This is a genomic window from Modicisalibacter luteus DSM 23508, assembly GCF_000378505.1.
In the GTDB taxonomy this organism is placed as follows: domain Bacteria; phylum Pseudomonadota; class Gammaproteobacteria; order Pseudomonadales; family Halomonadaceae; genus Modicisalibacter; species Modicisalibacter luteus.
Genome location: NZ_KB900004.1, coordinates 1 through 13,087 on the forward strand (window position 1 = coordinate 1; position 13,087 = coordinate 13,087).

The following is a 13,087-nucleotide window of genomic DNA, read 5'->3' on the forward strand; positions in this document are numbered from 1 at the left end:
GCCACGCCCTTCAGGTAGAACGCGGCCGGGCCGAACGGCGGCGACAGGAACGACACCTGCATGTTCACCGCGAACAGGATGCCGAACCAGATCGGGCTGTAGCCCAACTGGGTGATGATCGGCACGAAGATCGGCAGCGTCAGCATCGCCACCCCGATCCAGTCGAGGAACATGCCCAGCACCAGCAGGATCGCCATCATCACCAGGATGATCACGATCGGCGCCACGTCGAGCCCCATGATCATGCCCGAGATGAAGCGGTTGCCGCCCATCAGGTTGTAGACCCCGACCAGCGCCGCCGCGCCGATGCCGATCCAGATGATCATGCCGCAGGTCATCAGTGTCTGGCCCAGGCTCTCGTGCATGGTCCTGAACGAGAACTCGCCCCGCAGCACCACCGCCATCAGCACGCCGAACACGCCCATCGCCGCCGCCTCGGTGACCGAGGCCACGCCGCCGTAGATCGAGCCCAGCACCAGCACCGCGATCAGCGCCGGCACGATGATCGCCTTGAGCGCCTGGCCCTTGGTGGCAAACGTCTCGGCCCGCGCCTCATCGGTCAGCGGCGGCCCCATGGCAGGGTTCTTCAGGCAGCGCACCAGCACGTAGCCGATGTAGGAGAGCATCAGGATCACCGCCGGGGTGATCGCGGCGGTAAACAGGTCGGCGATCGACACGCTGGCGATCAGGCCGTAGATGATCAGTACGATCGAGGGCGGCATCATGGTGCCCAGCGAGCCGCCGGCACACACCACGCCGATCGACAGGTGCTTGTCGTAGCCCAGGCGCAGCATCTGGGGCAGCGCCAGAATGCCCAGCAGCACGATCTCGCCGCCGATGATGCCCGACAGTGCGGCGAGGAAGAACGCCACCACCACGGTCTGCACCGCGACCCCGCCGGGCAGGCGGCCGGCGAACACGCGCATGGCGTTGAACAGGTCCTTGGCGATGCCCGAGCGGTCGAGCAGCGAGGCCATCAACACGAACATCGGCACCGCCACCAGCGAATACTCGGTGACGAAGCCATATACGCGGCTGGTGACCAGCGGCAGGGCGTTGGTGCCGAACCAGCCGAAGGTAAAGGCCAGCGCCACCAGGCCGGTGATGAAGGCCAGCGGCAGGCCGGTGATCAGCAGGGCGAAGATCGCCCCGACCATCAGGATCGTTCCGTCGGCGATATCCATTACACGGCTCCCTCGTTATCGCTCGGGGGGATGGCGGGCTTGCCGCGCAGCGACTGGATCAGGTGGATGAACGACTGAATGCACATGAGGATCAGCGCGATCATGATGATGCCCTTGACCAGGGCGGGAAACGGCGGGTTCCAGGAGGTCCCGGAGCGCTCCAGCGACCACTCGCCCAGGGGATTGTGCGAGGCGTCCCAGAACATCACGTAGGCGGCGTAGCTCATCGCCAGGCAGAAGCCGAAGGTGACCAGGTCGTTGAAGCGGTCGAGCCACAGCTTGAGGCGCGGGCCGGCGCTGTCGTAGAGCACGCGCACGCGGATATGGCGGTTGCTGGCCAGGGCCGCCGGGCCGCCGAGGGCGAAGCTGACGGCGACCAGCATGACCACGCTCTCGTGGACCCACGAGGTGGGCGAGCCGAAGCCGTAGCGCATGATGACCTCGAAGACACTGATCGCCATGGCGGCGAAGACCAGCCAGGCGGCGCCGCGGGCGCACCACACCACGCCACGGTCGAAGGTGCTGCGCACGGGATCGGGGACCGTGGTGGTCTCGCCGGACGTCGGGCCGGCAATCTCGTCCTCATGCGTCACGGGGGACGCGTCTCGACGACGGGGATCTCGGGACATGGGTTTATCCTCTACATCAAAAACCAGGAAGCCCATCAAGGCTTCCCGGTGAGGTCTGGCAATGGGTGGCGAGGCCGTTCAACCACCTCGCCACCGGACGGTCAGTAATCCTTAGGATTTCTGATCGGAGGACTGAGCGCCGGAAGACTGCTCGCTCTGCATCAGGTTGTGGTTTTCCAGGTACTTGACCACGGACTCGTAGAACTCCTTGGTGATGTCGTTCTTCTCGGCCCAGACCGCCCACTCGTCCTTGGCGATATTACGGAACTTGGCGCGCTCTTCGACAGACAGATCGATGATCTCGATATCCGGGTTCTGACGCGCTTCACGCACTGCTTCCATATCACGCGTCTTCAGTTCGGCGACCATTTCATAAGCCAGAGCGTCGACGGACGTGGAAAGGATCGCCTTCAGGTCTTCCGGCAGGCCTTGCCAGATTTCGTTGTTGATCGATACCGATACCATCGGCAGCGAGTGGAAGCCGGGATACAGCGGATACGGCGCGAAATCATGCAGCCCCTGGGCCTGGTTGGTGGCAAATACGGTGTAATCGGCCGCGTCGATCACGCCCTTCTCGAGACCGGTGTAGACCTCGGAGCCCGGCAGGTTGACCGGTGTGGCACCCGCCTTTTCGAAGATGTTGTAAACCATGCCCTCCGGCGCACGCAGCTTGAGGCCCTTCATGTCCTCGACGGAGCGAACCGGCTTGGTGGACGGCAGCGACTCCAGACCGGTCGCGGCGGCGCCGATCAGGTGCAGGCCATAAGGTTCGACCAGCTTGTTGTAGAGTTCTTCGCCCCCGGCATTGTTCATGTAGTCGAGGAAATCGTACGGATCGCTCCAGGCACCGACCAGGTTACCGATCATGCCGAACGCCGGGTTCTGGCCGGTGAAGTAGCTGGGGTCGGTCAGGTGGCCCTGAAGAATGCCGGACTTGACGGCCTGCAGGGTCTGGTTGGCCTGAACCACCGCGCCTACCGGCAGGATTTCGATGGAGATGCGACCGCCGGACATCTGCTCGACGTTGTCGGCCCATTCCTTCTTCATTTCGAACTGCGGTTCCCCGGAGGTTTCCGAAGTCTGGAAAGTCCACTCGTATTCGGCTGCCTGAGCATTGAGAGCCAGGGCACCGAGTACGGCAGCGGTGAGCGTCTTGAGCGGAGTGCGTGACATCATGAGCGTTTCCTTAGCCAATTGTTGTCTGGTCTTCGAGGATGGGAAGTGCACGGATCAGGTCTTCAAGACCCAGATCCCGTCCGGTGCGTTCGAGCACCGCCAGCGCCGCTGCCGCGGCCTGTTCGGGTTGCCGCAGACGGATAGCTTCCATCACGCGGCGATGACGTTCCATACTGTCATTGAGTTCGTGCGCACTGTGGTTGGATTTCTCGACCAGCAGCGCGATCGCAGGCTTGAGCACGTGGCTGATCTGCGCCCAGACCAGATTATGCGACGCGGCAAACACGGCTTCATGGAACGCGACATCGTATTCATCGTGAGTTTGTCCCTTCCAGCGTAGATCGTCCCGCTCAAGAGCGTGAATCATGCCTTCATAGGCCGTCTCGATGGCCAGCAGGTCTGCAGCCGTGGCGTGCTCCGCCGCCAAGCGGGCAACGAAGGGTTCGACAGCGACACGAAAGGCGAAGATTTCACGTTGAATACGCGGGTTGGGCTGGGCGAACTTGGCCATCCAGGCACTGACCTGAGGATCCAGCAGGTGCCAGTTGGCCAGCTCGCAAACGCGGGTTCCCTGGCCCGAGATACGCTTGATCAGACCCGCCGCCACCAGAGTCTGCAAGGCACTACGCACCGTGCTGCGACTCACACCGAACTGTTCGCAGAGATCGAGTTCCTTGGGGACGAAATCACCCGGCCCGTAACGACCGCTGAAGATGGATTCAGCCAAGTATTCGGCAATGTCGGGCCGGGCGTTGCGGCTCGCTGTCGTTGCGGCGTGACTCATGGCGACTTGGCGCGCTCCTTGTAGGACGAAACTCCTAGTATGTCCGACATAGGATCGGACAAGTACGCAAAGATTGCCTTTAGACGTTAGTCAAAGGCGTCAAAGGCAGGTTTTATAGATTGGTTGCAAAAGAAAAGACCGCTCCGGCATCCGGAGCGGTCTTGTTCAGACGGGGGCCAAGTCAATCAGCCACGATACACCGGGAAACGCGCGCAGATGGCCTCGACCTTGCTCTTGACCTCGGCTTCGGCAGCGCTGGAGTCGCCCTTGGCCATGGCATCGAGAATATCGCAGATCCAACTGGCCAGATCGCCGCACTCGGCTTCGCCGAAGCCGCGAGTGGTGACCGCCGGGGTGCCGATACGCAGGCCAGAGGTAACGAACGGACTCTGCGGATCGCCAGGTACGGCGTTCTTGTTGACGGTAATATGGGCGCGACCCAGGGCGGCATCCGCATCCTTGCCGGTCAGGCCCTGCTTAATCAGCGAGAGCAGGAACAGGTGATCCTCAGTGCCACCGGAAACCACGTCATAGCCGCGCTCGATGAAGACTCTGGCCATGGCCTGGGCATTCTTGACCACCTGCTGCTGGTAAGCCTTGAATTCAGGCTCCATGGCTTCCTTGAAGCACACTGCCTTGGCAGCAATGACGTGCATCAGCGGGCCGCCCTGCCCGCCCGGGAACACAGCAGACTGCAGCTTCTTCTCGATGTCTGCATCGCCCTCGGCGGAGAGGATCAGGCCGCCACGCGGACCGCGCAGGGTCTTGTGGGTCGTCGTAGTCACTACATGAGCATGGGGCAGCGGGCTCGGGTAGCACCCTGCCGCGACCAGACCGGCAATATGTGCCATGTCGACCAGCAGATAGGCGCCCACCTCATCGGCGATCTCGCGGAACCTGGCCCAGTCGATGATCTGCGAGTAGGCCGAGAAGCCAGCAATGATCATCTTAGGCTGGTGCTCGCGTGCCAGACGCGCCACCTCGTCATAATCGATCAGGCCGCCCTCGCCCAGGCCGTACTGCACCGCCGTGTAGTGCTTACCCGAAAAGTTGGGCTTGGCACCGTGAGTCAGGTGACCGCCGGCGTCCAGGCTCATGCCCAGCACCGTGTCGCCCGGCTTGACCAGCGCCTGGAAAACCGCACCGTTGGCCTGCGAGCCGGAGTGCGGCTGCACGTTGGCGTAGGTGGCATCGAACAGTTGCTTGGCGTACTGGATCGCCAGGTCCTCGACCACGTCGACATGCTCGCAGCCGCCGTAGTAGCGCTTACCGGGATAGCCTTCCGCGTACTTGTTGGTGAGCTGCGTACCCTGGGCCTGCATCACACGCGGGCTGGCATAGTTCTCGGAAGCGATCAACTCGATGTGCGCTTCCTGGCGAGCCACTTCCTGCTGCATGGCATTCCACAGGGCGTCATCGAATCCAGCGATCTGCATGTCACGGGTGAACATCGGCGAGAGTCCTCGAATCACGGGAAAATCTGAGTTCGCAATGATACCTCAGCGGTCCCGCCCTTTCACATGAAAGGGCGTCATGCCTGGCCGAGAATTTCTCACGTTGGCTTTAGCACAGCTCAAGCCTCACCCAGCAAGCCCAGACTGGCCATCGGGGTCTGGCGACGTACCCCGCGTGACAGCGCGTGCCCGATCACCCCAATGAGCAAGGCTCCGCCCAACGGCAGCACTAGCCACATCATCCAGTGGATGCGCGGCACCAGGTCGAGCCAGCCGACATAGACCCCGGCGGCGGCTAGCTCAGCAAGCAAGGCTCCCATCAAGCCACTGGTGAAGCCGAGCAGTGCGAACTCGACGCCCTGAACGCGCGAGATCAGGCGATCCCCGGCGCCAAACACCCGCAGCAGGCCGCTTTCGTGGGTACGCAGCGAATGGCTGGCGGTCAGCGCGGCATAGAGCACACTGACCCCGGCCAGCAGCACGAAGGCCAGCACGAACTCCACGGCCCGTGTAACCTGGCTGAGCAGTTCACGGACCCGGCCGAGAATCGCCTCGACGTTGATCAACGACACGCCGGGATAGGCCGACACCAACTCGCCGAGCACCTGCCCGCCGCTCTCCCGGTCAAGGTGGAAGGCGGTGATGTAACTGTGCCCGAAGCGCTCGAGTACACCAGGCGGGAAGACGACGAAGAAGTTGGGTCTGAAGCTGTCCCAGTCGAGATCGCGCAGGCTCATGATTTCGCCGGTGACGTTCTGGCTGCCGATGGCAAAGGTCAGGGTATCGCCCAGCCCCATACCCAGGCGCCCGGCCAGGCCGCTCTCCATCGAGATGGGTACCGTCTGCGCCCCGCCTGCGTAACCGACGCCAGCCTCGGGGCCGAACCACTCGCCGGCCACGATGCGGTTGCCCTCGGGGATATCCTCCTGCCAGGTCAGGTTGAGTTCGCGGCGCAGCGAGTTGTCGCCACGGTGTTCTTCCGGTACCACGTCACGCGGCGGCTGTCCGTTGATGGCCGTGATGCGTCCGCGCACCATCGGATAGAGTGCCGACCGGCTGTCCACCGCATCATCGAGAATATCAATAAAGCCGTCACGTTCAGCGGGCTGAATGTTGATGGCGAAATAGTTGGGCGTGTCTTGGGGCAGCTGGGCCTGCCACGTCGTCAACAGATCACCACGCACCAGCGTGATAATTGCCATGGCGGCAAAGGTCACGGCAAAGGCCAGCAACTGACCCAGGCTGGCCTGGCGCCGCCGCGCCAACTGACGTGCCCCCAGGCGAAGTGCCTGAGCGCCGCCGCCCTGCCCGTTGCTCCAGCGTCCGGCCAGGCGCAACACGCCACCGAGCAGCAGCCACCCCAGCCCCCAGAGCACGACAAGTGCCACCAGACCGCCTGCCAGCAGGCCCAGAGACAACTGCAGATCGCCGGAATAAAGCCACAGCAGCCCACCGAACACCAGGCTGGCCACGCCGATCACCAGCCACGCCGAGGCTGGTAACGGATCGAGCTCGCGCCGCAAGACCTTGAGCGCGCTGACCTGCTTGAGGCGCAGCAATGTCGGACCGGCAAAGCCGATCAGCACCGCCACAGCAGTCAACACGCCCATCAGCAACGGCAGCCAGCCCGGCGGTGGCAATTCCATCGGCAGAAATTGCATCAATAAGGCCAGCAGACCAGCCTGTCCAGCCAATCCCAGCAAGGCGCCAACCGTCGCCGAAGCCAACGCTAGCCACAGCAGCTGCAGCGCGAACAGACGCGCCAGTTGGCGCTGGGAGGCGCCGAAACAGCGCAGCAGTGCAGCGGTATCCAAGTGTCGGTCGACATAGCGCCGTGTCGCCATGGCTACCGCCACACCAGCCAACAGCACGGCGGCCAGCCCCGCCAGACTGAGGTACTTTTCGGCACGCTCGAGCGCACTGCCCAGCTGCGGGCGGTCCTCGCGCACGTCCTCGACCTCGATGCCTTCGGCCTGCAGCCGCGACAACAGGCCTTGAACGCTTTCCACTGCCTCAGGCGAGCCCTTGGCCAGCAGCTCGAACTCCACCCGTGAGCCGGGGCGTATCAGGTCGGTCGCATCAAGGTCGTCGACGTGCATCATCAGGCGCGGATTGAAGCTGCCGAACCCGGCAGACTGGTCGGGTTCACGCTCGATCAGACCGCTCACCGCAAGCGACACCTGCCCCACCTGGATTTCTTGACCGATGCTGACATTCAGCAACTGAGCCAAGCGGGGTGCGATCCACACCTTCCCCCGGGCCGGGCCATTCGGGACCTGGACGACACCCTGCCCTTGGTCGACATGTACCTGCCCATACAGCGGGTAGGCATCGCCGACCACCTTGAGACTGGCCAGCTGGAAGGCATCGCCATGACTCGCCATCGACACCAGGTCAACCTGGTCGGCCAGGGTCAGCCCTGCCTGCTCGAGCTGGCGTCGAAGCTCGGCATCGAACGGCTCGTCCTGCTCGAGCTTGATGTCGCCGCCCATCAGCTGGCTGGCCTGTCGTGTCAGACCGCGGTCGAGGCGATCGAGAAAGAATCCGATCATCGTCGAGGCCGCCACTGCCAGCGCCAGGGCGACGAACAGGGCGCGAACGTCGCTGGCACGTAGATCGCGGCGCAGCCCTTTCAGGGACAGGCGGAAGATATCGTCGCGTCTCGCATGCCCTGTCATGCTTCCACCTCATCGCGGTCGAGTTCGACGAGGCGGCCACCATCGAGCTGCAGGCAGCGCTGACAGCGGCGGGCCAGGTGGTGGTCGTGCGTTACCAGGACCAGGGTGGTTCCCGCTTCCCGGTTCAGCGCAAAAAGCAGGTCAATGACCTTGCGGCCCGTGGTCCGGTCGAGGTTGCCGGTGGGCTCGTCAGCAAAGACCAACGCCGGCTCGGTAACGAAAGCACGTGCCACTGCGACACGCTGTTGCTCACCGCCGGATAGCTGCTTGGGCAGATGACCGAGCCGTTCACCCAGGCCAACCCGCTCCAGCCAGTCACGCCCGCGAGCCTGGTGGTCCTTACCAGGCGTCAGCTCGAGTGGCAGCAACACGTTTTCCAGTGCCGTCAGCGTCGGCAGCAGTTGGAAATTCTGAAACACGAAACCGACGTGTCCGGCCCGCAACTGGGCACGCCCATCCTCATCGAGCGATGACAGCGACTTGCCAAATAGCATGAGCTCGCCACTGGTCGGCGTGTCGAGGCCAGCCAGCAACCCCAGCAATGTCGACTTGCCAGCTCCCGAGCTTCCCAGAATCGCTACACTCTCGCCAGGGAATACATCCAGGTCGAGGCCTGTCAGGATATCGAGGCGGCGCTCGCCGCTATCGACCTGCTTGCCCAGGCCACGGGCATGTAGAATGGGAGTATTTTCACGCGCATGGGAGTCGGACATGGTGCAAGGTTTCCCTGTAGTGATCGGGTTCAGTAGGTCAATGCGATTAAAGCGACTCTGGCAACTGGCGCTGGCGACCGCCCTGCTGTGGGCGAGCGCGGCGCTGGCTGCCCCGACGACCATCATGATCATGGGCGACAGCTTGAGCGCCGCCTACGGTATCGAACGTGAATCTGGCTGGGTCAGTCTGCTGAGCAAGCGCCTGGGTAACGATGTCGAAGTCATCAATGCCAGCATCAGCGGAGAAACGACATCCGGTGGAGCGGCGCGTCTGCCCGAGCTATTGGGACAGCACGATCCCGACATTGTTCTGCTTGAGCTGGGTGGCAACGATGGCCTGCGCGGCTTGCCACCAGGCCAGATGCGCGCCAATCTGGCACGCATGATCGAGGCCAGCCAGGACGCCGGGGCCCGAGTCCTGCTGCTGGGCATCGAAGTACCGCCCAACTACGGACAGGCCTATACCGATGCCTTCCGGCGTGTTTACCAAAGTCTTGCCGAGAAGTATGACATTCCGCTGGTGCCATTCCTGCTTGAGGGCATCGCCCTGGATAAGACATTGATGCAGGACGACGGCATTCACCCCACCTCGGCGGCTCAGCCCAGGATTCTCGATAATGTCTGGCCGACTCTGGAACCGCTACTGAAAGAGCAGCAGCTCGCTGAACATCGTTAGGTGGCTTCGGCCGCCGGCGCCTTCTGCAATTGCTGAAGCCCCAATCCAGCCAGGATAAGTGCCAGACCGATCAGCGTCGAAGTCAGGATCGGCTCGCCGATGATGACATGTAGCAGGAATAGCGAGATGGGCGGCGACAGAAAGATCAGATTGGATATCTTGGCGGTACGCGAGACAGTATGCACCGCCATTTGCCACAGCACGAAGGCGACCCCCATTTCGAACAGACCGACATAGATGCCGGCGCCGACACCTTTCCAACCATACCAGTCGAAGCCCGGGCCAAGCGCCACGATAGCCGTCAGTACCGGTAGTCCCACAGAGAAATTCTGCCACTGGGCAACCAATGGTTCACGATGATCGCGCGCGTTGAGCAACCAGTACAGCGCCCACAGCAGCGTCGAGGCCAAGGCGGCCCCCACTCCCCATGGATCGGCGAAGGCCACGTTGAACACCTGGCCCCGAGTGGCAATGGTCCATACCCCGGCATAGGCAATCAGCCCGGCTAGCAGGTCGGTGCGGGTCAGCCGCTGACCGAGGACCGGCACCGCCAGGAATGCCATCGCCAGCGCCCAGGTATAGTTGAGCGCCATGGCTTCCTGGCCCGGTAACCGATCATAGGCGGCAAACAGCATCAGATAGTACGTTACCGGATTCATCAGCCCGGCCCATAGCGCCGTGCGCCAGCCACGACGCAGGGCGATCCCCATCTGCTTGCGACGCCAGACCAGCCCGCCCATCAGTAGCCACGAAACCAGGGCAGCAATCCACATCAGCTCCACTGGAGACATGCTCTCCAGTGCCAGCTTGAATGCCGTAGCCACTGTCGACCACAATCCCACGGCACCCACGCCGTACAGCATTGCCCGCTGATCCTGCGTCATCCCTGCTCCCATTCGGCTTTCGCGAAAACACGTTCCATTAGGTAAGGTGAGTAGCCTAACCGTACCGCGCGAGGCAGGCGAGCCTGTCGCGCCTGGTTTTCGCCCTTATTCATGAAGAGCTCATCTCGTCATGGCGACACCTTCCAGTACCGTGCCGGCTACCCCCACTACCGCACCTCCCGCACAGGCCCAGAATGGGGCCTTCGTGGTTGCCTACCGCCTGGATGGCAAGGGCGGAGGGCAGGCCCTCGATACGGCCCAACTGCACCAGGCCTGGAATCACGACGAGGCACCCCTGTGGCTACATCTGGATTTTCGCCACGATGACGTCATGGAGTACCTGCACTCGTTAGCTGGGCTCGACGAGGCGGTCATCGAGGCGCTGATCGAGGAAGATACCCGCCCACGCGTTGCACGTTTCGGACGAGGCGTGGTCACCACGCTGCGCGGCATCAACTTCAACCCAGGCGCCGCTCCGGAAGACTTGATCTCGCTTCGCGTCTGGGTCACTCCCAAGCGCCTTATCACCCTGCGCCGGCGCTCACTGCATGCCGTCAGCGTGGTGCGTGAGCGCATCGACAGCGGCCAGGGGGCGCTATCGGTGCCCGACTTGTTGGCCTGGATGGTGGAGACGCTGGTCGATCAGGTCGGCGACGTCACCCATCAGCTCGAGGAGCGAATGGCCGAACTGGAAGACGCTCAGCTCGCCGACGATGGCAACTTCGATGCCGATGACCTGACGCGCCTGCGCCGTCCGTTGATCACCTTACGCCGCTTCATGGGGCCACAGCGCGACTGTCTGGCGCAACTTGCCCAAGGACCGATGTGGCTGGACGAGGAAACCAAGGTGTCGATACGTGAAAGCGCCAACCAGCTCTCGCGCTACGTCGAGGACTTCAACGCCATGCAGGAACGCGCGCTGATTCTGCAGGAACAGCTATGGAGCGAGCACAACGAACAGCTCAACCAGCGTATGTACATGCTCGCCATCGTCACTACCGTGTTCCTGCCGCTGAGCTTTTTGACTGGCCTGCTTGGCATCAACGTCGGGGGTATTCCCGGTGCCGAAAGCCCGTATGGCTTCGTCATTTTCTTTGGCATTACCATGCTCGTCGGTGTGCTGGTGCTGGGGCTGCTCAAGCGCAAGCGCTGGTGGTAAGGCATGGCCGAGCGCAACCTTTTTAGCCAGCGCTAGCGATCGATATGGCCCAAGTCCCGCTCCGGGTCCAACCGGTCGCGAACCCGGCGCTTGAGCTCCTTGACGTCTGGAAAACCGCCGTCACGCTTGCGCTCCCAGATCACCTCGTCGTCGAAAAACACCTCGAAGTGGCCGCCGTGGCTGGGTGCCAGAGCGACCTGCTCGAGATCCTCGCCGAAGGTGGAGAGCAGTTCCTGGGCATACCAGCCCGCACGCAGTAGCCACTGGCACTGCGTGCAATAATGGATGCGAACCCGTGCCATCGTCTTTGTCTCCGCTGCGGTCTCGATGGCCATCATAACAATTCGCCATGAACCCGGCGAAATGACAGCAAGGAGGTCATGCATGGCCGAGACCGGCATCAGCCAGTCGAGACTGTTCGAGAAACTGACCGGCGATGAAGACAGCCGCCTGTGTCAGGACATTTCCGACGACGCCTGTCGCGAGCAACCGGGGAATTTCGTGCGCCAGTTGTTAGCTTCGCTGGGCAACAAGCTGGCTGATGAGTTATCCAGTGCGCGCCTGATCCTACCTTGGCTGCTCGGGGCGATCGGTGCGCCAGTGTGGATGGTCGGCTTGCTGGTGCCGATTCGCGAGGCCGGCTCACTCCTGCCCCAGATCTTTGTCGCCGGCGTCATCCGCGGCATGCCGCAACGCAAGTGGCTGTGGGTGGCCGGCGGTGTAGTGCAGGCGGTCTGCGCCGCCCTGCTCGCCCTGACTGCTCTGTTTGTCGGTGGTGCCTGGGGCGGAACCCTGGTCCTGGGATTGTTGATCCTCCTGTCACTGTCACGCGGCCTGTCTTCCGTTGCCACCAAGGATGTCATGGGCAAGACCATTGCCAAGGGACGTCGCGGCACTCTACAGGGCTGGAGCGGCAGCGTTGCGGGTGCCGTCACACTATCTGCTGGAGCGGTCCTGATTCTGCTCGAAGACCACGCCAGTACGCGCGCCCTTGCCGTCCTGCTCACTGTCGCTGCGCTGGGGTGGATAGCCTGTGCCTTATGCGTGGCTCTGATTCGGGAGGAACGCGGTGCAACGCAAGGCGGCGAAAATGCCTGGCAGAGCATCAAGCGCGGCATTGCCCTACTGCACGAGGATCGCGCCTTCCTGCAGTTCAATGTCGCCCGGACCCTGCTGCTTTCCAGTGCTTTGGCGCTGCCCTACATCGCCTTGCTCGGCCAGCAGCATAGTGGCGAAGACCTCGGTGGACTGGGTATCCTCATCGTTATCTCGGGTCTTGCCAGCATGCTCGCTAGTCCGTTGTGGGGCAAACGTGCCGATGCCTCGAGTCGCCAGGTCATGCGCGATGCCGGTGCCATCGCAGCGGTGTGCTGCCTGGCTGCGGCAACGATTGCCTGGGCACCGGGAAACTGGACGGCCTCGATCTGGCCGTTTGCGTTTGTTTACGGCCTTTTGGTCATCGCCCACGCTGGTGTACGCCTGGGCCGCAAGACTTATGTCGTCGACCTGGCCAGTAGCAATAACCGCGCCTTGTACGTCGCGCTGTCCAACACATTGACCGGGGCCCTGCTTTTGGTAGCGGGCGTTATCATCGGCCTGCTTGCACAATGGCTGGGCAGTGACATCCTACTGCTGGCCCTGGCACTGCTCGCTTTGGCGGCATCGATCACGGCGCACCGGCTGCCCGAGGTGGAATGACACCCCCTGCAATTGAAAAGCCCAGCGCGGCTGGCCATGATGAAAGTTGACC

12 protein-coding genes are annotated in these 13,087 nt (G+C 62.7%); 3 read left to right on the top strand and 9 right to left on the bottom strand.

From position 1 onward, the window contains the following. The 7 genes from F568_RS0118715 to F568_RS0118745 form a co-directional block, all read right to left on the bottom strand. Positions 1-1,184 (bottom strand): TRAP transporter large permease (locus F568_RS0118715; protein ID WP_019020298.1); only part of this gene is annotated, 1,184 nt, incomplete at its 3' end. Further along, on the bottom strand, positions 1,184-1,813 hold the full coding sequence (locus F568_RS0118720) for a TRAP transporter small permease subunit (protein ID WP_026300646.1): 630 nt from the start codon (positions 1,811-1,813) through the stop codon (positions 1,184-1,186). The genes F568_RS0118715 and F568_RS0118720, both read right to left, overlap by 1 nt. A gap of 111 nt (positions 1,814-1,924) precedes the next feature. Further along, positions 1,925-2,989: a TRAP transporter substrate-binding protein gene (locus F568_RS0118725; protein WP_019020300.1), complete on the bottom strand. Its 1,065-nt coding sequence runs from the start codon at positions 2,987-2,989 to the stop codon at positions 1,925-1,927. 10 nt (positions 2,990-2,999) lie between these two features. Beyond that, the gene (locus tag F568_RS0118730; RefSeq protein WP_019020301.1) at positions 3,000-3,773 is read right to left on the bottom strand and encodes a FadR/GntR family transcriptional regulator; all 774 of its coding nucleotides are present in this window, start codon (positions 3,771-3,773) and stop codon (positions 3,000-3,002) included. A gap of 185 nt (positions 3,774-3,958) precedes the next feature. Continuing rightward, positions 3,959-5,224, bottom strand: a complete 1,266-nt coding sequence (glyA, locus tag F568_RS0118735; protein ID WP_019020302.1) for a serine hydroxymethyltransferase — start codon at positions 5,222-5,224, stop codon at positions 3,959-3,961. Between the two features lie 122 nt (positions 5,225-5,346). After that, positions 5,347-7,905 carry an ABC transporter permease gene (locus tag F568_RS0118740; RefSeq protein ID WP_019020303.1) on the bottom strand — a complete coding sequence of 853 codons (2,559 nt, stop codon included), beginning with the start codon at positions 7,903-7,905 and terminating at the stop codon, positions 5,347-5,349. Further along, positions 7,902-8,618: an ABC transporter ATP-binding protein gene (locus tag F568_RS0118745; protein WP_019020304.1), complete on the bottom strand. Its 717-nt coding sequence runs from the start codon at positions 8,616-8,618 to the stop codon at positions 7,902-7,904. The genes F568_RS0118740 and F568_RS0118745 overlap by 4 nt, the downstream gene beginning before the upstream one ends. Here F568_RS0118745 and F568_RS0118750 point away from each other — a divergent pair. Then, positions 8,617-9,294: an arylesterase gene (locus F568_RS0118750; RefSeq protein WP_019020305.1), complete on the top strand. Its 678-nt coding sequence runs from the start codon at positions 8,617-8,619 to the stop codon at positions 9,292-9,294. The two genes, F568_RS0118745 and F568_RS0118750, sit on opposite strands and share 2 nt — an antisense overlap. On the opposite strand, the gene F568_RS0118755 is transcribed toward F568_RS0118750, so the two are convergent. Further along, complete coding sequence (locus tag F568_RS0118755) at positions 9,291-10,178, bottom strand: DMT family transporter (RefSeq protein ID WP_019020306.1); 888 nt, start codon at positions 10,176-10,178, stop codon at positions 9,291-9,293. The genes F568_RS0118750 and F568_RS0118755 overlap by 4 nt on opposite strands. Before the next feature lie 130 nt (positions 10,179-10,308). Here F568_RS0118755 and F568_RS0118760 point away from each other — a divergent pair, with 130 nt between their 5' ends. Further along, positions 10,309-11,337: a zinc transporter ZntB gene (locus F568_RS0118760; RefSeq protein WP_019020307.1), complete on the top strand. Its 1,029-nt coding sequence runs from the start codon at positions 10,309-10,311 to the stop codon at positions 11,335-11,337. A gap of 32 nt (positions 11,338-11,369) precedes the next feature. Here the strand turns inward: F568_RS0118760 and F568_RS0118765 are convergent, their stop codons facing one another. Then, entirely contained in the window at positions 11,370-11,639 is a 270-nt protein-coding gene (locus tag F568_RS0118765; RefSeq protein WP_026300648.1) for an Rdx family protein, read from the bottom strand. A gap of 82 nt (positions 11,640-11,721) precedes the next feature. On the opposite strand from F568_RS0118765, the gene F568_RS0118770 reads away from it, so the two are divergent. Further along, positions 11,722-13,035 carry an MFS transporter gene (locus F568_RS0118770; RefSeq protein ID WP_019020309.1) on the top strand — a complete coding sequence of 438 codons (1,314 nt, stop codon included), beginning with the start codon at positions 11,722-11,724 and terminating at the stop codon, positions 13,033-13,035. The last annotated feature ends 52 nt before the right edge of the window (positions 13,036-13,087 follow it).